General features: G+C 62.6%; 20 protein-coding genes, 1 tRNA gene and 2 pseudogenes. 4 read left to right on the top strand and 19 right to left on the bottom strand.

Features of this window, described 5'->3' with window-relative positions:
* Window positions 1–102 precede the first annotated feature (102 nt).
* From ACP150_RS11620 to ACP150_RS11630, 3 genes are all read left to right on the top strand, one after another.
* Window positions 103–549 carry a hypothetical protein gene (locus tag ACP150_RS11620; RefSeq protein WP_424966800.1) on the top strand — a complete coding sequence of 149 codons (447 nt, stop codon included), beginning with the start codon at window positions 103–105 and terminating at the stop codon, window positions 547–549.
* Window positions 550–678: 129 nt separating this feature from the next.
* On the top strand, window positions 679–1,632 hold the full coding sequence (locus tag ACP150_RS11625) for a zinc-binding metallopeptidase family protein (protein WP_424966801.1): 954 nt from the start codon (window positions 679–681) through the stop codon (window positions 1,630–1,632).
* 116 nt (window positions 1,633–1,748) lie between these two features.
* The gene (locus ACP150_RS11630) at window positions 1,749–1,946 is read left to right on the top strand and encodes a CsbD family protein (RefSeq protein WP_424966802.1); all 198 of its coding nucleotides are present in this window, start codon (window positions 1,749–1,751) and stop codon (window positions 1,944–1,946) included.
* Between the two features lie 96 nt (window positions 1,947–2,042).
* On the opposite strand, the gene ACP150_RS11635 is transcribed toward ACP150_RS11630, so the two are convergent.
* The 9 genes and pseudogenes from ACP150_RS11635 to ACP150_RS11675 form a co-directional block, all read right to left on the bottom strand.
* The gene (locus tag ACP150_RS11635) at window positions 2,043–2,918 is read right to left on the bottom strand and encodes a YihY/virulence factor BrkB family protein (RefSeq protein WP_424966803.1); all 876 of its coding nucleotides are present in this window, start codon (window positions 2,916–2,918) and stop codon (window positions 2,043–2,045) included.
* Window positions 2,919–3,259: 341 nt separating this feature from the next.
* Complete coding sequence (locus tag ACP150_RS11640) at window positions 3,260–3,421, bottom strand: hypothetical protein (protein WP_424966804.1); 162 nt, start codon at window positions 3,419–3,421, stop codon at window positions 3,260–3,262.
* Between the two features lie 5 nt (window positions 3,422–3,426).
* Window positions 3,427–3,669, bottom strand: a complete 243-nt coding sequence (locus tag ACP150_RS11645) for a hypothetical protein (RefSeq protein ID WP_424966805.1) — start codon at window positions 3,667–3,669, stop codon at window positions 3,427–3,429.
* An 86-nt stretch (window positions 3,670–3,755) separates the two neighbouring features.
* Window positions 3,756–5,420 carry a mechanosensitive ion channel family protein gene (locus ACP150_RS11650; protein WP_424966807.1) on the bottom strand — a complete coding sequence of 555 codons (1,665 nt, stop codon included), beginning with the start codon at window positions 5,418–5,420 and terminating at the stop codon, window positions 3,756–3,758.
* Window positions 5,421–5,652: 232 nt separating this feature from the next.
* Window positions 5,653–8,220 carry an HWE histidine kinase domain-containing protein gene (locus tag ACP150_RS11655; protein ID WP_424966808.1) on the bottom strand — a complete coding sequence of 856 codons (2,568 nt, stop codon included), beginning with the start codon at window positions 8,218–8,220 and terminating at the stop codon, window positions 5,653–5,655.
* A complete protein-coding gene (locus ACP150_RS11660) occupies window positions 8,213–8,587 on the bottom strand; it encodes a hypothetical protein (protein WP_424966809.1) in 375 nt (124 codons plus the stop codon). Before ACP150_RS11660 ends, ACP150_RS11655 begins: the two co-directional genes overlap by 8 nt.
* A gap of 584 nt (window positions 8,588–9,171) precedes the next feature.
* A complete protein-coding gene (locus tag ACP150_RS11665) occupies window positions 9,172–9,477 on the bottom strand; it encodes a hypothetical protein (protein WP_424966810.1) in 306 nt (101 codons plus the stop codon).
* Window positions 9,478–10,139: 662 nt separating this feature from the next.
* Window positions 10,140–10,781, bottom strand: a pseudogene (locus tag ACP150_RS11670) (DUF2254 family protein); the annotation flags it as partial.
* Complete coding sequence (locus tag ACP150_RS11675; protein WP_424966962.1) at window positions 10,694–11,212, bottom strand: DUF2254 family protein; 519 nt, start codon at window positions 11,210–11,212, stop codon at window positions 10,694–10,696. The pseudogene ACP150_RS11670 and the gene ACP150_RS11675, both read right to left, overlap by 88 nt.
* Between ACP150_RS11675 and ACP150_RS11680 the strand changes: the two are divergent.
* Window positions 11,206–11,588 (top strand): annotated as a pseudogene (locus ACP150_RS11680) (transposase); the annotation flags it as partial. The gene ACP150_RS11675 and the pseudogene ACP150_RS11680 sit on opposite strands and share 7 nt — an antisense overlap.
* Window positions 11,589–11,708: 120 nt before the next feature.
* Here the strand turns inward: ACP150_RS11680 and ACP150_RS11685 are convergent.
* From ACP150_RS11685 to ACP150_RS11730, 10 genes are all read right to left on the bottom strand, one after another.
* Window positions 11,709–11,798 (bottom strand) — tRNA-Ser (locus tag ACP150_RS11685).
* A gap of 190 nt (window positions 11,799–11,988) precedes the next feature.
* Window positions 11,989–13,026, bottom strand: a complete 1,038-nt coding sequence (locus tag ACP150_RS11690) for a cysteine synthase A (RefSeq protein ID WP_424966811.1) — start codon at window positions 13,024–13,026, stop codon at window positions 11,989–11,991.
* 134 nt (window positions 13,027–13,160) lie between these two features.
* The gene (locus tag ACP150_RS11695; RefSeq protein WP_424966812.1) at window positions 13,161–14,291 is read right to left on the bottom strand and encodes a gamma-glutamylcyclotransferase; all 1,131 of its coding nucleotides are present in this window, start codon (window positions 14,289–14,291) and stop codon (window positions 13,161–13,163) included.
* A 13-nt stretch (window positions 14,292–14,304) separates the two neighbouring features.
* Window positions 14,305–14,745: a TrgA family protein gene (locus ACP150_RS11700; protein WP_424966813.1), complete on the bottom strand. Its 441-nt coding sequence runs from the start codon at window positions 14,743–14,745 to the stop codon at window positions 14,305–14,307.
* A gap of 19 nt (window positions 14,746–14,764) precedes the next feature.
* On the bottom strand, window positions 14,765–16,009 hold the full coding sequence (locus ACP150_RS11705; protein WP_424966814.1) for a class I SAM-dependent methyltransferase: 1,245 nt from the start codon (window positions 16,007–16,009) through the stop codon (window positions 14,765–14,767).
* A 97-nt stretch (window positions 16,010–16,106) separates the two neighbouring features.
* A complete protein-coding gene (locus tag ACP150_RS11710) occupies window positions 16,107–17,537 on the bottom strand; it encodes a cryptochrome/photolyase family protein (protein ID WP_424966815.1) in 1,431 nt (476 codons plus the stop codon).
* Between the two features lie 193 nt (window positions 17,538–17,730).
* The gene (gene acuI / locus ACP150_RS11715; RefSeq protein WP_424966816.1) at window positions 17,731–18,717 is read right to left on the bottom strand and encodes an acryloyl-CoA reductase; all 987 of its coding nucleotides are present in this window, start codon (window positions 18,715–18,717) and stop codon (window positions 17,731–17,733) included.
* 48 nt (window positions 18,718–18,765) lie between these two features.
* Window positions 18,766–19,872 (bottom strand): dimethylsulfoniopropionate demethylase, encoded by a 1,107-nt coding sequence (locus tag ACP150_RS11720; RefSeq protein WP_424966817.1) that lies wholly within the window; start codon window positions 19,870–19,872, stop codon window positions 18,766–18,768.
* Window positions 19,869–20,375, bottom strand: coding sequence for a DinB family protein (locus tag ACP150_RS11725; protein ID WP_424966818.1), 507 nt, complete (start codon window positions 20,373–20,375; stop codon window positions 19,869–19,871). The genes ACP150_RS11720 and ACP150_RS11725 overlap by 4 nt, the downstream gene beginning before the upstream one ends.
* A complete protein-coding gene (locus ACP150_RS11730; RefSeq protein WP_424966819.1) occupies window positions 20,372–21,076 on the bottom strand; it encodes a DUF1326 domain-containing protein in 705 nt (234 codons plus the stop codon). The genes ACP150_RS11725 and ACP150_RS11730 overlap by 4 nt, the downstream gene beginning before the upstream one ends.
* Window positions 21,077–21,103 lie beyond the last annotated feature (27 nt).

The raw sequence follows: 21,103 nt of genomic DNA on the forward strand, positions 1-21,103 counted from the left end.
GTTCGAACTTTCTCGGAACTATCGGTCGGGGGGGCGTGTTGTGGATGCAAGTGGCACGGTGAGACCGCGCCACATAAACGTAACTACCATAGGAGTTTCACCGTGAAACGCATTCTGACCTACACCACCGCCCTGACCCTTCTGGCCGCTCCGGTTCTCGCCGACGCCAAGATGGACCTGGTGCGCGAGGCGCAGACGACCCTGAATGAGTACAACATTGCCTTTGATGCCGACGCCCTGAGCATGGAGCAGCTGGCCGAGATCAAAGCTCTCGACCTGACCGAAGAGAACTTTACGCAGCAGCGTCTGGAGCAGATCGTGGGTGTGAGTGCGTCCGACACCGCCGTTGACGGTTATGTGGCGACGCCCGACGTCGAGCTCGAAGTGAACATCCCGGAAAGCGACGTGGTCCAGGGTATTCTTGACGAGTACGACATTGCCGTGGACGCCGACAGCCTGTCCAACGAGAAGAAAGCCGAGATCCTTGCACTGGACACCAGTGAAGAGAACTTCACCAAGGAACGTCTTGAGCAGATCGTCTTCGGGTAAACCGATGTTCGGGGGAGTGTAGTGTGTGGCCCCCGGAAAGCGTGCGAGTTTCAAATTCAGTACGCGGGGGCGTCCCATTGGGGCGCCCCTTCTTTTTGTGAAGAATGACCCGTCCCCGAAAGGACAACCATGCGCGTGTTCCAATGCCCCAGTTGCGGCGAACAAGTCTATTTCGAAAATCTGCAATGCGGCTGCGGCGTCGAGCTCGGCTTTGATGCCGACCTCGGCACGATGACGCGGCTCGCCCGCCCTTGCGCCTTTCGCGACGAGATCGGCTGCAACTGGCAGGCCTCCGAGGCAGGTGCCGCCTGTGCGGCATGTGAAACCACCCGGACCCATCCGGATCTGGCGGTCGAGGGCAACGCCGCGCTCTGGCGCCGGGCCGAAGCTGCCAAGCGTTGGGTGTTTGCGCAACTGATGGGGCTTGGTTGGTTTTCTACGGACGATCCCGGCGCGCGGCCAAGTTTCGATCTGCTCAGCGAGCAGACCCGACGCGGCCCGGTGCAGCCGATGATGGGACATCTGGACGGCCATATCACCATCAACGTCGCGGAGGCCGATCCGGCCGAGATCATCGCCCGCCGCGAGCAGATGGATGAACCCTATCGCACCATGATCGGACATTTCCGTCACGAGATTGCGCATTTTCTGTTCTTGCGCCTCGCCGAGAATCCCGGGTTCGCAGACCAGTTCCGTAGCGCCTTCGGCGATGAGCGCACGGATTACGGCGCGGCGCTCGCGCAGTATCATGATGCGGGTGCGGACCCCGGTTGGCGCGCGGCGCATATCACCGCCTACGCCTCCAGCCACCCCCACGAGGATTGGGCCGAGACGGCGGCGCATGCCCTGCACCTGCGGGACGTGACCGAAAGCGCGCGCGCAGTCGGACTTGCCCCCGCCGAGGTGCCCGATGATGCCGGAGAGGCGCTGAGCGCATCTCTGGAGCTGACCATGGCGCTGAACCACGTGAACCGTGCCATGGGGCTCGGCGACCTCTACCCGTTTGTTGTGACCCCGGCGGTGCGGGCCAAGCTGCGCGTGGCGGACGCTCTTCTGACAGAAGGCCCCGCAGTGCCGGGCTGAAACAGGCTGATGCGCGCCGAAGCCATGCACGACGCGGAACAACGACCCGGGTTGTGCGTTAACCTTTCAGCCGCAACGCGGTTCGAAACGCAACGAACGCAGAGAAGGAGATCACGATGAATTGGGATCAAATCGAAGGCGAATGGAAGCAGTTCAAGGGCAAGGTCCAGGACAAATGGGGCGAGCTCACCGATGACGAGATCGACCAGATCGAGGGCAACCGCACCCGTCTCGAAGGGACGATCCAGTCCAAATACGGCAAGACCAAGGAAGAAGCGAAGGAAGAGGTGGATCGCTGGCTCGAAGACGCCTGATCCGTCACATCAAAAAAGCCGGATCGCAAGATCCGGCTCTTTTTTCGACCCGTGTGATAAGCCCGTGGAGACCAGATGTCTCCACGGGTTTTTTCGTCAGGAGGCCTGTGCCTCGCCAAGCGTGTCGGCCATGGTCGCGCCCCGCTCGCCCATCGGCTTGGGATCTCCGACAGTGGTGTCCACCTTCGTTTGATGTTCGATCTCTGCGTTGAGCTGGCCGCCCACCAGAATGACGAAGGAGGTCAACCATAGCCACAGCAACAGGATGATCACGCCGGCGAGCGCCCCGAAACTTTCGTTGTAGCTGGCAAAATTGGCCACGTAGAGCGTGAACCCGATGGATGCGAGCACCCATCCGATACTGGCGAAGATCGAGCCCGGCGACAGCCAGCGCCATTGAGCATTGGTGCGCGACGGACCGAACCTGTAGACGATGGCGAGGCCCAGGGTAAGGCTCCCCAACATGACCATCCACGCGAGAATCTGTGTGCCCCAGAACGCAACACCGCCCTTCGAGAAGATGGTCAGCACCGCTGGCAGGATGGCGAGCACCAGACTGGCCAGGATCGCGCCGATGATCGCAAGCACGGTGACGCCGATCACCTGAAGGGTCTTGATGGCAAACCCGCGCTTCTCCTCCTCGTCATAGGCAATGTTCAACCCGACAAACAGCGTGTTGACCCCGCGCGATGCAGACCACAATGCCAGCCCGATGGAAATGAGCAGAGCCCAGCCCAGACCGTCGGATGTCGACACTTCGGTCGCCTGACCGATGACGATATCGAGAACCTCTGGCGGTACGATCCCGCGCAACTGTTCCATCTGTGCCAGGATCGTTCCCGGCTCGAGAAGAAGTCCACCAATGGCGAGCATGGCCGTGACCGCCGGAAAGAGCGCAAGCATCGAAAAGAAGGCCACCCCGGCGGCCACGAGGCTCAATCGCTCTTCGGCCACGCGGGTCTTGATCCGCATTGCAATGTCGTACCACCCCGCCACGGGAATGTCTGATGGGCGTCTGGCGTCTCTACCTCTGGTCACAGTGTTCTCCGTTTTCTGGGCGATTTCGGGTCCTTGTGCGGAAGGCGACATCACCCGACACCGCGGTCACAGGGAGCCTCACGCAACAAAAAGAAACAAACTTCTGACGTGACAACGCGCGACAGGGGGACTCTGTTCCCGTCCGGGTTTGCGACCGCGTTGCGAGCGGCGGAGATCCGGGCATATCAGGTGCGGTTGACGTGCCGCGCAAGTCGAACAGACACGCCCAAACGGCAACAAAGGCAGCGCGAACGCCACCTCGGGATTTTCGGGTATCAGACGGTTCGGGCCGCCGGGGGCACTTCACCAAGACAGGCCCATGCCTTTGCCGCCTCGTCGGTGGAGACCGTTCTGGCATCGACCAGGATGACCTTGTCCATAAGGTCGATGATCTTCTCGGCCTTGGCCAGCGCGGCGATGACCACATAGCGATTCAACTCGGTCAGGGCGCGGAAGCGGAAATGATCACATCACCGTCAAACAGGCTGTCCCAGTCGTTTCCGGTGAATGCGGTCAGATCGAGCCGCATGTCGATCTTCTCATCATGACGGTTAAAGGCTGCGCGCATGAACTCCACCAGCGCCTCGGCGGCATCATTCTCCACATGCCCGGCAACCCGGACCGCGTAGAGCTCCGGCGAGATGATGTCTCTCTGGGTGATCGTACTGGTTTGGAACTGGGTCATCTGGGCCCGCCCTGTGGTGCGCGTGACGCTAAAACGCGTTGCGAGGTCCAAGGTTCACTTGGGCAGGCGCCCGGCCCCGCGCCGCATCACGCCGCCTCGGCGGCAGGCGGCACGGGCAGGATCTCGACCTTTTCGGCGCGCTCGAGCTGGGCGATCTCGGCGAGGATTTTCTCGCGCGCCATGCAGGCAATGTCCCAAGATGTGTTGGGATCCGCACACGGCAGACCGAACCAGACCTCCTTGCCGAACACATCCTGCTCGGCCACACGCACGGTCATCTTGTCCAGAGACCCGAGATCATCATCTTCCAGCTCGTCAACGACCCTTTCGAACACGGTGCGTAGTCGATCCACATCGGCGTCATGGGCACATTTGATCTTGATGACCCGGAGCATCTCGGGATCCTTCATGGTCCAATTCTCGAACGGCGTGGACACGAATTCTTCGACCGGCACAATGAGCCGGGTGCCATCCCAGTCCTTCAGTTGGACATAGGTGAAATTGATCCGCTCCACGTGGCAGAGCGCCTCGTTGAAAACGATCCGGTCCCCGATACGGGCGGATTGGTTCAGTGCAATCTGCAGGCTGGCCATGATGTTGCCCAGAACGCGGCGCGCCGCGAAACCCAACACAAGTGTCAGCGCCCCGGCCGTGCCGAGCAGGGTCAGTCCGAGGTTCTGAAAGAGGTTGGTTTGCGACAGAAAGACACCGCCCCCGATCAGAACGATCGCGACCGTGAAGGCGCGCCGGGCCGCCGCGACACGGGTCGCCATCGAACGCATGTGCATCTGTTGCCGTTGGGTCAGGTCCGTCTCATCAAACCGGGTCAGGCCATCGAGGACGACATCCGCCACATTCACCACAAGCCACAGCCCGGACGCCAAGAGGCCCAGCCACGCAATCGGGGTCAGGATCGTACTGATCTGACCCGAAAACACCAACAGGTTGACCCCCGAGAACAGGGCAACGCCGGTTGCCACGGCCGTCGCCGCAGGCCCCCGCGCGGCCGACACGGCGCGTCGGGTAAGCTCGCTATCCATCCGATCCCGGACGCGCCCTAGCCCGCGCCAGACCAGCATTGCACACGCCAGCGCCAGCCCGAGAAGCATCGGAAGGCCCAGGATCTCCCACCACATGAACCCGAACCCGGCATTCTGTTTGAGAGGATCGGGCAGCATGCGCTCAAGCTGCGTCGGACCATAGGCGGCATAGAGGGCCGGCACATCGCCGACCGTCCGGCGCGAGAAGATCCAGACCGCATCTGTCCCGGGCACCTGCACGCGATCCAGCCGTATCGAGGCCGGATGCCCCTGCACTTCCAAGGTCCAGAGCAGGATGGATTTTCGGGGTTGTCCGAGCATGGGTTCCGAGGAGCTGCCCACGGTCTGCATCGCGTCAGGGCGATCGATTACCCGGTCCCAGTCGATCACCGCCTTGCGGGAAATCACGGTATAGAGCTTGCGCGCCAGATCCGCGCCGACCTGCGGCTGCACACTCGTATCGAAACCGTTGACGTTCAGCGTTTGCGCCGCCGTTGCCCAGTTTTCCTGACGCGCATGAAAGAGAAATGTCTCCAACGTGGCGCGCGGCGTGGCGCGATCCACCTCCGGCCCCGAAGGCGCGAGACCAATGTTCAGCTCGTCGATGCAATAAACCGCCTCGCTGTCGCAAGCGCTCGACGACACCTGCGCCGAGGCGACGCCGGAGATTAGAATAAAAGTCAGCAGCAAACAGCGAAAAATCAAAGTCATGCCGAAAGAACGCGCAAACCGCGTATTTGTTCCGCTTTTGTTGTTACCCGAGCATCCGCTGGCGCGAAAACGCACTACTCGGGCGCGCGCCCGGCTCGGGCTCCACGCGTCTTAGAAGCTCAGGCTCGGATGTGCCGGGGGATTGCGGCCCTGCCACGCGCGGCGGGCAAACCCGGCATGATTCCTGCCTGATCGCAAACAGGACGCCGGGCCCGCCCTTGGGATCGCGTGCTCAACCGATGGCTCCCAGCTCGGCCAATTTCCGCTTGAGGCTATCCGAATTGTACGGCTTCTTCAGGATCGGGACATTCGGGAACTTGCTGACCAGGTCCTCATTGGCGCCATAGCCCGTGGCGAGCATGACCGGGATCTCGAGCTCCAGACATTTCCTGAGAACGGGCAGCGAGGTTTCATCGCCGAGATTCACGTCGAGAACGGCCAAGGCAATCGCGTTCTTCTCGATGATTTCCAGCCCGCCCGCCACGGAGCCGCTCGTGTGCACGTAATCCGCCCCGAGATCGGAGAGCATGTCCGACGCGTCCAATGCGATCACCATGTTGTCCTCGAGCACGAGGCAATGTCCGGCGACCTGCACCTTGGCGACGTGTTCAACCTCGGGCGCGTCCGACGACACCGGCGTGATCTCGGCCTTGCGCACATGAGCCGAGGGCAGAACAAAATCCGCTTCGAGGCCGGTCATCCGATATCGCACCTCCGCCTGCCCCTTCAATTCGAAGGGAATGGAGCGTTCGATGATGGTCGTGCCGAACCCGCGCCGGGTGGGCGCCTGAACCGCCGGACCATCCATCTCGCGCCATGAAAGCTTGGCGACGCCGTCTTTCTGCAGGGCGACATCGATCGACACCGATCCCGACGAGTCGTTGAGCGCCCCGTACTTGGCGGAATTCGTCACCATCTCGTGCAGAACCAGTGCGAGGGTGGTAAAGGCCGTCGGCGACAATGCGATCTCGTCCCCGGTGATCCGGACGCGCTGCTCCTTGCCGGTCAGAAACGCCTTCACCTCGGTGTCCACCAGATTGCGCAGTGGCACCCACCCCCACTCGGTCTCCGTGAGTTGGTCATGGGCCCGCGCCAGCGCAAAGACCCGGGCATCCAGAACGGTTCGGTAATCGTCCACCGTCTGCGCCTCTTCCTGCCCCTGCGAGACCAGACCCCGGATCAGGTTCAGGATGTTTCTGACCCGGTGGTTGAGTTCGGCAATAAGCAGTTCCTGTTGGTCCTGCGCCTGCTTGCGCATGACGTTGCGCTCATCCGCCATTTTCAGGACAACCTCGAGAAGCGTCACGCGCAACGCATCCGCCGCGCGCAGCTCTGAGCCCCGCCACGGGGCACATTGCCCGCGCACGACCTGTTGCCACGCCTCGAAGCTTTTTCGCGGGGTCAACCGGATCCCGTTCGGCCCCGCCTCGACCGGTTTGTCCGGATTGCCCGCCCAGTTGACGGATGTTGCAATCTCCCGACGGAACAGGACGAGGTAATCTCGCGGCGTACGGGAGATCGGCAGGACAAGGATTCCCGCGACCCGGTCCGAAAGCCCTTCGGCCTCGGGGTAGCGCTCTATCAAAGCATGGGTCTGGTAAACCTGCCCGGGTGGCGTGGTGTTCAAAAACCTCGCGAGCCCTGCGAACTCTTCAGCGGTCGGCGCGGATCCACGCGCTTTGTAGGTGCCTTCGGTGTAAATCGCAGCGCCATCAAACGGGACCACTTCATTGATGCTCTCCGAGAAAACTTCGAAGGTTTCGGAAACGCTTTTGCCCCCCGAAAGCTGCGACATGAGCCTGTCATGTAAAGACCGCGCCCGATCAATTTCCTCAAGCTCGGTGCTCAGCTCCACTTGCGCCAGCTCATAGTTGAACAGCTGCGCAAAAAGCTCGATCGCGCTTCGCAAGTCGTAGCCGACGTGATGCGCGGACCTGTGATGACACGCAAAGAGTCCCCAGAGCTTCCCGTTGCGCAAGATAGACACCGACATGGACGCGGCCACGCCCATGTTGCGCAGGTATTCCAGATGGATCGGCGACACCGCGCGGGTGACGGCCAGTGACAGATCGAGCGGACGGCCATTCGGATCTGTGCTGGGATAGATTCCGTAAACCGGCGCATTCACATCCGAGATGATCCGAAGAGGATTGCGAACGTAGAGCGCGCGCGCCTGCTTTGGAATATCGCTCGCCGGGTATCGCAAACCCAGAAAGGGTTCCTGCTGCGGCTCTCGCTCTTCGGCAATCACGGTTCCGCTGTCATCTTCGTTGAACCGATAGGCCATGACCCGATCGAACCCGGAAAGGATCTTGATCGCCCGCACCGCCTCTTTGGCCATCTTGTCGATCGTGGAGTGCCGCTGCACGCGTGCAATCAAGGCCTGGACCGTCGCCCCGTCATCCTGCGGCTTTGGGTGTTCTGAACGGGGCTCAAACTCAAAGATGAGATTGTGGTCGTTCTGACTGATTGAGATATCAAAGAGCCGAGAATCCCCGAAGGCAGCATGGGCAAAAACTCGGGCCGCCCCGTTTTGATAGCTAAGGACCTGCATCTTCGTCCGCAGAAAATGAACCGTCTCTTCCGGGAGAATATCGATGAACCGCGCACCCACCAACATGCGCGCATCATACCCAATGAGATCGCCACAGTTCTCCGATGCATGGGTGATCATCCAATCCGACGACACAGCAATGAGACACCCATAGCTCTGAACGTTGCCGAGGATGTGAATCGGTTCCCGGTCACAATTCGTCAGGTCGTAGGTGGGTTCTTGGCGGGCGTTCTGAGTGTCAGACATGAAGGACTCCAAGCGACTTTCGCGCGGACCTCGCGCATGCGTTGTAGAATTCGAAGATACGGTCTGCATCTTTCAGGACAACCTTCGCAACAGGGTCCGTGCCGAGGATAGTCTCGGTCTGCTGACAGAACCCGCGCCAGAACTCGATATAGGTCGGTGCTGAAAAATACGCGCTCGCGCTCTGCGTCAACGGGTCGGTCGCAGCAGTCCAGCGCCGCTTCAAAACCTGCGTTCCGAGCCGTGATCCTGCGATCACGTAATCCAGCGCGAGCGGATGCAGGGCTTGGGACGCGTCGAACGGCATGTGATTGGGTCGAACCCCGAGAACACGCAGGTCCGATTTTGCGCGCGCCAAGATGTCATCCATCACGCGCCGGCAGTCCTGTGAGCTCTCAAACCCCGTGAGTACGCTCAGGGCAGCGGTTTGCATACCGAGAAAGCCGGCAAGGCCGTCGCGACTCCGTAGATCGAATTCAGATACGATCACGTCGAGCGCAATATGTGACCGGAGCGTCTCCCGGCGGAGCCGCTCTCGTAGATTTTCAGATGAAGGACGCCCCATTGCTCCAGTCGGTCCGTCGGTAGGTAGTTCTCTCTATAGGCGAACATCCGCGTGTCGCTATAAACTAGGACATAGTTCGCCCCGGAAAATATCCATGGCTTCGCGTTTTGGCTGAGCGGCGGTGAAATCAGGCAAATCGGTATACAATCGCATACGCCCGGATGCGCAGTGACCCCGCGCATCACGTGACCCCCAGAGACGTCCTCATCGCCGCATCCGCCCGAGGCAGGATTGTCAGGAATTACAGATCAGCTTCGAGCAAGCGATTTGCATGCAAGTCTGTTCGCGCTCTGCCTCAGGCCGCCGCCAACCTGTGAGCCCCCGCATCGCAAGGAGAAGCGTATAAGTTTGGTTTCTAAGCCAATACATCTCGCGCGCGTTGAGAAGGATCACCTCTTGCGCGCGTGAAGAAGGTTCGTCCGCTCCCCGATCTTCGGAAAGACGTGGTGTACCTCGAAATCCTCAACTGAGGTATTCTTAGGAACGCCTTGGACAAGAAGCGCCAGAAGGTCTGGGATCGCCCATCGACCATTTCTGCATTCATCCAGACGCCGCCCAAAGGTCTCTCGCTCTTTCCCGAGAAAAGTATCGAAGAACGCAGGGCTTGCCGAAATCACAGCGAGGCGCTGGTACAGGATCACCAAAGCATCGCGAATGGTGTCGACAATCCCGGTCGACAACACCCGCTCCCGCATCAAGCCCTCAGCATGCGCCTGCCTGTGCCAAAAACCAAATTAGAGAAAGCCCAAATCAATGGCCCAGAAACAGGGGGCCAGACACTCGTGGGAGGTCTTAATCTATCACACAGCCTCGCACTGAAGTGCTATCCGGCGGCCGTGTAAAGGATCGCTGGCTTGGATGGGCGATCACATCGCTATGGCATCGCTTCCATGGCTGTCGCCCGCTACGGATTGAGCTACCGCGAGCCTAGTTCCGACGATTATTGCAGTTGCGAGAGAGAGACTACCCCCTCCCCATATCGCACAGCGAAGAGGTCCCCGCGCACCAGACCTGCCTTCCTCTGTTGTGAACCATCAGAGCAGGAGGCACGCTATCCACGGGCGCAGACGCAGACGCAGCGACCGCCTCTGATCTCAATTGTGCAAGGTCCTGTTCCGACAAGCCGGAGGTCCCTGCCATCAAGATGGATTGATCGGCCAGATCACGTGCGGCTTGTGACAGCTCCTGATGGTCGGCGGTCTACAAGCCCGCCAAGCGCTGTACCAGCTTTCGCAAGACCTCAAAATTGCCGCTGCAATCGCGCAAGAGTTTTGCAAAGGAGGCCTCGACGAATTCCGTCGCGCCCGGAAGATGCACGGCGTCATTTTAGGCCTCGGGCACATCGTCAGTCGACTATTCAAAAGCACGTCGCCAAAGAGGCGTTTTCAGCACCATGAGCACTTCGACCGCCGTTCCGGGATCGTTCAATCCCGGGGAAAACGTCTTGGATGCGATCTCTTAAGTTACCATGAGACCAAATTCGGCGGCATGCCCATGGGTCCTTATGGGGCCGAGGTGAAGGCGCTCTCAAGCTTGTCGCACACTGAGCATCAACGGGACCGGACACGTGCTCTGTGATATCTCCGGTGAGTATGTGTTTTCCCGGTCGCGCAGTCAGATGAAGTGTCGATTCTCCGGCAAGACAGGTTTGCAGGTGAGCCATGTCCATCAACTGCAGATACCCAGCTAGCGACGCACGCAATGCCCGTGTTTCAAACGGCATAACGCTGTCTTCCGTCAGCTCAGACGCGCCGAAAAGGGGGTGCCGCCCATGGGCAAGCAGAGCCTCTGTCGCGCGAAGCTGTGCTGTCCTCAGGCTGTCGTTAAGGCTTCCCAAGGCCGTCAGGTGGTTGCTCCACCCCAGCTGCGAGAAAACCACGGCCACCACAACGAAAGCAGCTTCACCTATCATCAGATGGGCCGCACCCTTTGGGTAGAAACCCACCCTGTTGAGCACCAGCGAACCAAGAGAGTAGGCAAATGCCCCAATGAATACCGAGAGCGTCGACTGGGCGTCATGTCTTCAAGCGGAATTCGGTGCATCCTTGGTGTCGCGGTTTCGGCTATAGTGCGGTGGGCCGAAACCACGATGCTCAACGAAAACGTAGAGGCGGCCAGCATGCTACTCGCAAAAATCGTGAGCACCGGTGTGACCGAAAGAGATAGAAATCCGTGGCAACCTCGGAACCGATTGCCGCGCTTGAGAGAGGGCTTACGAAAGTCGCACCAACGGACAAGAGCGCATACAGAAAGACGCGCAACCCCATGCGTCGATAGTAGTGAAGGAACACGAGTTTTATCTACTTCAGTTTCGTCACAAGCGTCCCACTCCTCGCACAAGCCGGACCGTTTGAGACGTCGTCCATGTGGTCCTCCCCCACTGAAGTTATCCTCCGCTATGTTTGGGAAAACGGAGGAAACACATGGCACAGAAGCGGCCAAAGCCCGAGGAGATTGTCACGACGTTACGGCAGGTTGAGGTCCTGACGGGGCAAGCTATGCCGCGTCTGGACGCGATCCGGCAGATTGGCGTGACTGAACAGACCTACTACCGTTGGAAGAAGAAGTACGGTGGAACGGGCACGGATCAATTGAAGGAGCTCAGGCGCCTCCAGAAAGAGAACGAACGGCTTCGAAAGGCTGTTTCAGATCTGGCGCTGGACAAACTGATCTCGGCCGAAGCTGCAAAGGGAAACTTCTGAGCCCCACTCGCCGCCGCGCTTGCACTGATCGTGTTCGCGGTGAGTTGAAGGTCGCGGAACGCAGGGCATGTCGTGTTCTGAGACAGCGCCGATCCAAGCAAAGAAACGACCGGGGTGATGTTGGGGCAAAGTCAACCAAAACGAAGCCGCGTGTTCGTTGATTGGAGCCCCAAGGGCAACGACGCCCTACGAGAGAGAGCAACGTAACGCGGATAGGGAAGGAGTGGCGGAGAGACAGGGATTCGAACCCTGGAGACGGTTTCCCGCCTACACACTTTCCAGGCGTGCGCCTTCGACCACTCGGCCACCTCTCCGTGAGGGGCGTCTTAGCGCCAAAGTTGGGGCGGTTGCAAGGGCAGAAATGGGGGGATTTGGGCCAGCATGTCGCGCCTCGGGGTTCCCCTCGCCCGTGCTGCCGGACGCCCGCCCGCGCGCCGATATTCCAGCGGCCCGGGCGGCGCGGGTCCGCGGCATCGTCCTTGGGCGATGCCGCCTCCGATCCCGTCAGGAGACCTCTTCGAAGACCGCCGGCAGGCTGCGGGGCAGCGCGTCGAGCCAATCGGGCACGGGCAGGCCTTTGTCCCGCAGGAACTCGGGATTGTAGAGCTTGGACTGGTAGCGTGTGCCGTAATCGCACAGGATTGTCACGATCGTATGACCCGGCCCCATATCCCGGGCCATCCGGATCGCGCCCGCGATGTTGATGCCCGAGGATCCGCCAAGGCAGATCCCCTCCTCCCGCAGCAGGTCAAAGACCAGCGGCAGCGCCTCGCTATCGGGGATGTTATAGCTGTAATCCGGAGTGAACCCCTCGAGATTCGCGGTGATCCGCCCCTGCCCGATCCCCTCGGAAATCGACGAGCCTTCGGATTTGAGCGATCCATGGGCGTAATAGTGATAGAGCGCTGCGCCATCGGGATCGGCCAGCCCGACCTTCACGCCCTTGGGTTGCAGCGCCATGCCGACACCGGCGACCGTGCCGCCAGAGCCCGCCGCGCAGATGAAGCCATCCACCTTGCCGCCCGTCTGTTCCCAGATCTCGGGGCCGGTAGTCTCCACATGGGCCTGCCGGTTGGCCGTGTTGTCGAACTGGTTTGCCCAAACCGCCCCATTGGGCTCGGTCTTGGCCAGCTGCTCGGCCAGACGGCGCGAGTAATGCACGTAATTATTGGGGTTCCGATACGGCGCCGCCGGCACCTGCACCAGCTCCGCGCCCGCCAGACGCAGCATGTCCTTTTTCTCTTCGGACTGGGTCTCGGGGATCACGATCACGGTCTTGAACCCCATGGAGGCCCCGACCAGTGCCAGCCCGATCCCGGTATTGCCCGCCGTCCCCTCGACGATCGTGCCGCCCGGCTTCAACGCGCCCCGCGCCACCGCATCGCGGATGATATACAGCGCAGCCCGGTCCTTGACGGACTGGCCCGGATTGAGGAATTCCGCCTTGCCCAAGATCTCGCAGCCGGTCGCGGCGCTTGCGGCATTCAGCCGGATCAGCGGTGTGTGGCCAATGGCCTCCGCAAGGTCCTTGTAGGTCTGCATGGCGATCTCCCTTTCGCGCGGTGCCCGAGTGATACGCCCGGGCCGGGCGGACCTCAAGGGTGCGCGCGCCTGCGGGCGACCGCCCCCGGTCGGACGCATCCCGAGCGCCCGTGCGGGTCCGTTTCGGAAGGCCCTCAGGGGCGCGGAATGGCGCGCAGGACCTCGCGATCCGCCGCGAGCCGCAGCGCCGAGATCATCAGCGGGCCATTCTGGATCCGGCCATCCCGGGTCATCGCCATCAGATCCTCGAATTCGACCAGGATCGCGCGGATATCTTCGGCCTCTTCGGCCATACCGAAGAGACCCGCCGCACTGTCCGGCAGATCCGTCAGGCCAATATAGGAGGCCAGGTATTCGGTCACCGCACCGGGCGACGGGTAGTAGGAGCCGATATGAGCCAGATGCCAGAGGGTCAGCCCCGCCTCCTCCCGCGCCTCGCGATGGACGGCCTCTTCCCAGGTCTCATTGCCGTCGACCCGGCCCGCCACGGCCTCCAGCGTCCAGGGCTGCGCATCGCCCCGGACAAAAGGCCCGACCCGGAACTGATCGACCAGCAACACGCGGTCGCGCACCGGGTCATAGGGCAACAGCGTGACCGCATCGACCGACACGAAGGCCACGCGGCTGACCACCGGGCTCTGCCCACCCTTGAAGCTGGGATAGCTCAGGTGATGCTCTTCGAGGCGGAAAAAGCCGTTATAGCCAATCTCGACCCGCTCGGTCCGGATCCCGGCCCGGTCCGGCAGGCCGCCGCGCACAGGCGCAGGGCGGTCCCGGGCGGCGATGCGGGATTGCGCGCGCGCCTCCATCACCGGCCAGAGCGCCGCCATCTCGTCCGGTGACAGGCTGCCGTGATAGCTCATGGCCTCGATGGCGGTCTCGCGGGTGATCGCACCATAGGCATGCTGCCACGCCGCCAGATCCCAGGCCCCGCCCGGGGCAAGGGCTGGCCCGCTCGGACGGTAGAGCGCGGCCGCCACCCTGCCCCCGTCCGCCAGATGCAGCTCGGCGGTCTCGCGGGCATAGCCGAACCCCAGTTCATAGAAATCCAGACGCGACAGATCCGCTTCGGAAAGCCCCTCGATCACCAGACCCTCGGCCCGCGCCTCGGGATCGGCAGGCAGGCAGATCGGGAAGTCATGTCCCGCGGCCTGCCACACCGCCGCGCCGGGCAGAAAGGCGGGCCGGGTCACGGGGTGCCGCCCCAGAACCAGCGCAAGCAGCGCCGGATCGCGCAGGGTGCCGAACACGAACAGTCGGGTCATTCAGAAGGACGCCTCATTCAAACGCGTATCCCGCCCAGCGGACAAAGACCGCGCCGGTGACGATGCCCAGGGCCAGCACCGTCAGCACGGGCCCCTGAATGGCCATCTGACCGAAATAAAGCATCAGGTTCGCCACATCCGTCACCGCCTCGATGGGCCCGTCATAGCGCAGCTTGATGGAGCGTTGATAGGCCTCTTCGCCGGCGATCAGAAAGAGCGTCGCCACCAGCATCATCGCCACTGTCCGCACCGACAGCACGAAGGCCTGCCGCAGGGTCGATCCCACATGGGTGCCCGCCAATCGCCAGCCGAACCAGATCCCCGACAGGGTCGCGAGCGGCATCAGCGCCCCGGCTTGCCGTCCGTCAGGCAGGCCCGGGATGCCGATCCACGCGGCCAGCGCGCCGGTCAGTCCGAAAATGATTGCCCCGATCAGTTTTGCGCCTGTCGGCATGACGCCCTCTTGTCTGCCCTTACCCCGGTTTGGTCACGGTAATCTGCGTCACATCGCAGTTCCCGTAATGGAAGGTGGCAGCACAAGATGTCAGATAAAAGTTCCACATGCGGCGAAATCTGTCATCGAAGCCCAGGGACGCGACATCGTCCCAACGTTCGTTGAAGGTTTCGTGCCAGCGGCGCAGGGTCTGGCTGTAGCTTTCGCCGAACTCGATGGACCGCTTGACCTCGAGCCCCGCGCGACGGATCTGCTCGCGCAGGACGGTCGGCCCCGGCAGCATCCCGCCAGGGAAGATGTATTTCTGGATGAAATCCACGCCCTTGCGATAGGTTTCGAACTTCGCGTCCTTGACGGTGATGATCTGAAGCGTCGCGTGACGGCCAGGGCGCAGACGGTCCCGCAGGGTGTCGAAATAGACCGGCCAATACTTCTCGCCCACGGCCTCGAACATCTCGATCGAGGCGATGCCATCATAGAGCCCGCGCTCGTCGCGGTAATCCTGCAGCTTGATCTCGACCTGATCGGACAGGCCCGCCTTGGCGATCCGGGCGACCGCGTAGTCATATTGCGCCTGACTGATGGTCAGACCCGTGACCTTGAGCCCCCGCTCCTTGGCGGCATATTCCGCGAACCCGCCCCAGCCGCAGCCGATCTCGAGCACATGATCGCCGGGCTGGGCGCCCATCTCATCCACCATGGAGGCGTATTTGCGCTGCTGAGCGGCCTCGGTGCTTTCCTGTCCGGTTTCGAACATAGCCGAGGAATAGGTCATCGTGTCGTCGAGCCAGAGCCCGTAGAACTCGTTGCCCAGATCGTAATGGGCCGAGATGTTCTTCTTGGCCTGTTTCTTGCTGTTCGATTGCAGCCAGAAGCGCAGCTTTTCCACCGCGCGCACCACGGCAAAGCCGGTATAGCCGTCAAACAGCGCCTCATTATCGGCGCTGATCAGGTCCATGAACGCCTGCAGGTCCGGCGTGCTCCACCAGCCATCGAGATAGGCGTCGCAAAAGCCCAGCTCGCCCTCGCGGATCAGACGTCCGAAGACATCGTCATTATGGATCACCAGTTCGCCCACAGGGCCGGGATGGGGCCCCTCGACCCGAAACCGCCGGCCGTCGGACAGGATGAAATCCAGCCTGCCATGCTCGATTTTCGACGCCGTGTCGAAGGCCGCCTGGAAATAGCGCGGCAGATTGGTTTGCCCCTTGGGGCTGGTCAGGATCGTGTCGGCAGCGCCTTTGGTTCCGGCAAGCAGTGTCATTCGTGTCCTCGGCTATGGCCCGAGCGGGGCAGTCAAAAACGCCCCTGATTCAAGGACGTGTTCCCTTGTCGTAGGGGGTTTACACCAACGGTGTCAATTATGCGGCGTCCTTGCGCGCCTGATACGCATCGAGGGCGCGTTTGCGCCCTGCGTCCAGGGCGACAATGGGGTCGGGATAGGGGTGATTGGGCGACAGGCCCCAGCTGCGCGGCACCGCCGCAAAGAAGGACAGCGCATCGGGCTCCGGCGAGCCCTGCCCCTCGGCGATGAAGCGACGCTGATAGCTCTGGTCCCGGTCGAACTTGTCGAGCTGCGTGTCGGGATTGAAGACGCGGAAATAGGGCGCGGCATCGGGGCCCGAGCCCGCCGCCCATTGCCAGCCCATGGCGTTCGACGCCGGGTCCCAGTCCACCAGACAGTCTTCGAACCAAAGCTGCCCGACCCGCCAATGGGTCATCAGGTGCTTGGTCAGGTACGAAGCCACGATCATCCGTCCGCGATTGTGCATGGTCCCGGTCACATACATCTCGCGCATGGCCGCATCGACAAAGCGGATGCCCGTACGACCCTGCCGCCAGGCCTCGGCCTCCGGGTTGTCGTCCCGCCAGGGGAAGCCATCCCAGTCCTCGCGCCAGTTGCGATCCAAAAGGCGCGGCGTGTGCCAGACAAGGTGATAGGCGAACTCGCGCCAGACCAGCTCCTTGAGGAAGATCTCAGCCCCCGGCTTGCCGTCATGGAGCGCGCGCTGCCCGGCCTGCCAGCAGGTGGCGGGGCTGATCTCGCCATAGGTCAGGTTCTCGGACAGGCGCGAGGTGCCCTCGATCCCGGGAATGTCCCGGGCCGTGCCATACGCGGCAACGCGATCCTCGATGAAGCGGTCCAGACGGTCGCGCGCGCCCTCTTCGCCCACCGCCAGATGCGGCGCGACGACCTCGGCACCGCGGTTCATGGCGGCACCCAGATCCCACGTCGCAAGGCTGTCGCTCTCGGGCCACTGGTCCGGGGCCGGGATCGCCTTGGGCTGCGGGCGCGGCACATGCATCTCGCGGGTCCGCACGGATTTCCAGAAGGGCGTGTAGACCTTGTAGAACCCGCCCGTCCCGGTCTCGACTGTCCAGGGCTCGATCAACAGGTGGCCTCCATGGCTCTGACCATCGATCCCGTCGGATTTCAGACCGGCCTTCACCTCGGTATCGCGGGCGACCTGGGCGGGGTCATAGGCGCGGCTCCAATGGACGGCCTGCGCGCCTGTCTCGGCGCAGAGCGCGCGCAGCCCCTCCAGCGCGGGACCCCGGCGCAGGATCAGCTCCGATCCCAGCGCGCGCAGCCGCGTCTGCAAGGCCGCGATGCCGAGCCCGAACCGCCATTTCGGCGCGGCCCCCAGGCCGTCGATCAGGTCATCGCAGAGGAAGACGGGGATCACCGACGCGCCCGTGGCACAGGCCGCCAGCAACGCGGCATTGTCCGACAGGCGCAGATCCCGCCGCACCCACCACAGAACCGGTGCCGTCTTGTCCGTATCGCTCATATCGCCCCTCACGCGCCATCCGCCCTGAGCGTGACATGGCGCGGCGCGAACGGAGGTCAAGCATTGCCGCGCGCGAAGGGGGCTGAGCCGTCGCACCAGGGGCCGGTGGCGCAGACCAACGCTCGCGTAAAAGATGAAGCCCGGACCTCAAGGCCCGGGCTTGCAAGGATTAAATCACGCTGATGCGCGTGGATCAGGCACGCACATCCACGACCACACGACCCTTGACCTGCCCCTTGAGGATATCGCGCCCAAGCTGCGGCAGATCCGACAGGGTCGCCGGATTGACCATCGCTTCGAGCTTGTCCATGGGCAGATGTGCCGCGATCTCGCCCCAGGCGCGGACGCGGTTGTCATAGGGCTGCATGACGCTGTCGATCCCCAGCAGGTTCACCCCGCGCAGAAGGAAGGGAATGACCGTCGCCGGCAGGCCCGCGCCCCCGGCGAGACCCACAGCGGCCACAGAGGCCCCGTAATTCATCTGGCCGAGCACCCGCGCAAGCATGGCCCCGCCCACGGCATCGACGCAGCCCGACCAGGTTTCGGATTCCAGCGGACGATTGACCGTTTCGGCGACATCCTCGCGGGCGACGATCTGGGTCGCGCCGAGGCTCTTGAGGTAATCGGCGGTCTCGGGACGGCCCGTGACACCCGCCACCTCATAGCCCTTGGCTGCAAGGATCGCCGTGGCGACCGAGCCCACACCGCCCGCAGCGCCCGTGACCAGCACCGGCCCCTGCCCGGGGACGAGCCCGTGATCCTCCAGCGCCATGACCGCCAGCATCGAGGTGAAGCCCGCCGTGCCAACGGCCATGGCCTGCTTGGTGCTCAGCCCCTCAGGCAGCGGCACCAGCCAATCGGCCTTGACCCGCGCCTTTTCCGCATAGCCGCCCCAATAGGCCTCGCCCACGCGCCAGCCTGTCAGCACGACCTTGTCGCCCGGCTTGTAGCGGTCATCATCAGAGGCCGAGACGGTCCCGGCAAAGTCGATCCCCGGCACATGGGGGTACTTGCGCACCAGCCCGCCGCCCGGCCCGATGCAGAGCCCGTCCTTGTAGTTCACCGTGGAATACTCGACATCCACCGTCACCTCGCCCGCGGGCAGATCGTCGATCCCGATCTCCTCGACGGCGGCGACGGGTTTCTCGTCGCCCTCCTTGCGGACCACCAATGCTTTCATCTGAACTCTCCTTGAGTCGTTCCGCGACGCGTCCCGAGCGGGCGTCGCCTAGTGCCAGAATGTGTCATGGACGATGGCCTCGCGGGCCCCGTCCTGGGTTTCAACGATCAACTCGGTGCCCGGATCCCAATGGGTCATCCGCACCATGCCAATCGCCACGTTGGTCGAGAAATCCGGGGACCAGGCCGCCGAGGTCACCTGCCCCACGGGCCGCCCCTGCGCGAGGATCGGCCAGGCCCGGTCGCAGAGCGGCACTGCCTCGCCGCGGATCTCGATCGGACGGATCTGGCGGTTGGGGCCATCCATGGCCACCCGCAGGAGCGCATCACGCCCGAGGCAGCCAATGGCCGTCTGCACGTTGCAGAACCGCTCCAGCCCGCATTCATAGGGGGTGTTGGCGCGGGTCATGTCATTGCCATAGCTCAGCAACCCGCCCTCGATCCGCTCGATCCCGTTGGGACAGCCCGCGCGCACGCCCAGATCCTCGCCCGCCTCCATGAAGGCCTGCCAAAGGGGCATGCCCAGATCGCTGCCTTCGACGTAGATCTCGAACCCGCCCTGACGGGAATAGCCCGAACGCGCGACCACGAGATCGCGCCCCTCGAACTGGAAAAATCCGAAGCGGAAGAAGCGCAGCGCCACGGCATCGGGGCCAAAGACCCGCGAGATCAGCGTATCGGCCAGCGGTCCCTGTAAGGCCAGGGGCGAGACATCGGGCTCTTCGACCAGCACTTCGAGCTGACGCGCATTGGCCAGCGCCTTGACCCAGAGCAGCAGATCGCTGTCGGCAATCGAGATCCAGAACCGGTCCTCGGCCAGCTTCAGCGCCACCGGGTCGTTGAGCATCCCGCCGGTCTCGTCGACCATCGGCACATAGAGGCATTGCCCCGGCAACATGCCCCGCAGGTCGCGCGGCGTGAGCAGCTGCATCAGCTTGCCCGCATCCGGGCCGCGCAGCTCCACCTGACGCTCGCAGGACACATCCCAGAGCTGCACCTTGGATTTCAGGTGGTGGTAATCCGCCTCGACGCTCTCGAACACCGTGGGCAGCAGCATGTGATTGTAGATCGTATAGGCCCGCACCCCGGCGGCCTCGACCCCGTCGGAAAACGGCGTGCGCCGCAACCGGCGTGACGGCGAAAGAAGATGCGTCATATCCCCTCCGGCATGACAAAGAGATCCGTGTCCCCGGGGCGCGCGCCGGCTGCTGTCAGCATGGCGTGGATTTGACCCCGGTGGTGAGTCTGATGGTTGAAGAAATGAGCCACACAGAGCGCGAGCGGACGTGTCACATCCGCCTTCAGCGCGCCGGAATACCAGCTCAGGCTGCCGCCCAGCGCGGCCTCGTCCAGCCCGTCCGCCCAGTCGCGGATCATCGCATCCGCATCCGCGCGCAGATCGGCCAGCCTGCCCCAGTCCTCGACGAAACGGACACTCTCGGTGATCCCGCCCTTGGGCGTGTCCCACCCGTCGAACCGGCTCATCCAGAGCGTATCCCCCCAGAGCAGGTGGGAAAACGTCTGCAGGATCGAGCCGAAGAAACTGCCGCGATACTTGACCAGCTCCGCCTCGCTCAGACCATCGGCCGCCGCGATCAGCGCGCCGTTCTGCCAGGCGTTGTAACGCGCCATGGTGCGGCAGAACTCAGGGGTGATCACGGCTTGGGTCCTTTCCAGTCGATCGGGGTGATATCCGCCGATTTCCCGTCAAAATCCCAAACCCGACCGTAATCGCGAACCTTCGAACGCAGCCCTTGGGCCACCAGAACGTCCGGACCCATCCAGTATTTTGAGTTCGAGACCATCACCGGATGGTTCGTATCCTTGCCCCCGATCAACTCGATCTCGCCCTGGATCTTGCGCCCAACGGTGATTTTCCGACGCCCGCCATCCTTCTCGATAATCACGCGCTCGCGCTCGGCGCCGAGGATCTCGGAGACGAGGAAGTGAAAGACCCCCGTGGTCCCACCCGCAGCGCCCGAGAAGATCTTCAGCAAACCGTTATACGCTTTTTGGGTCGCGCTCTCATCGATATAGACCGCCACCTTCCAACCGCCCTCGGCCATTTTGCCTGGGATATCCACGAGAAGGGCCGCGTTTATGCCGTCCAGAGGTTCACCTTCGAAATGTCCGCTATCGATGGAAACACCGAACCAGGTTTGACAATAGCCATTGGTCGGCGGGTGCTTGCCCAAGCTCACAACACAAGGGCAGAAGACCGTACAGGAGCAGTTCATGAACAGCTCCCCCTTGAGCGCCCAGTTCGTTGGCTCCATCCTGCGCCGTCGCGGGTTCATGCGGGCGTCGATCCGCTCCATCACCTGCAGCCGGTCGCTCTTGCGCGCTTTCTTCACTGCCATGCCTCTCCCTCCCTGTTGCCGGGTCTC

The sequence above is a fragment of the Dinoroseobacter sp. S375 genome, assembly GCF_049800775.1.
GTDB lineage: Bacteria > Pseudomonadota > Alphaproteobacteria > Rhodobacterales > Rhodobacteraceae > Dinoroseobacter.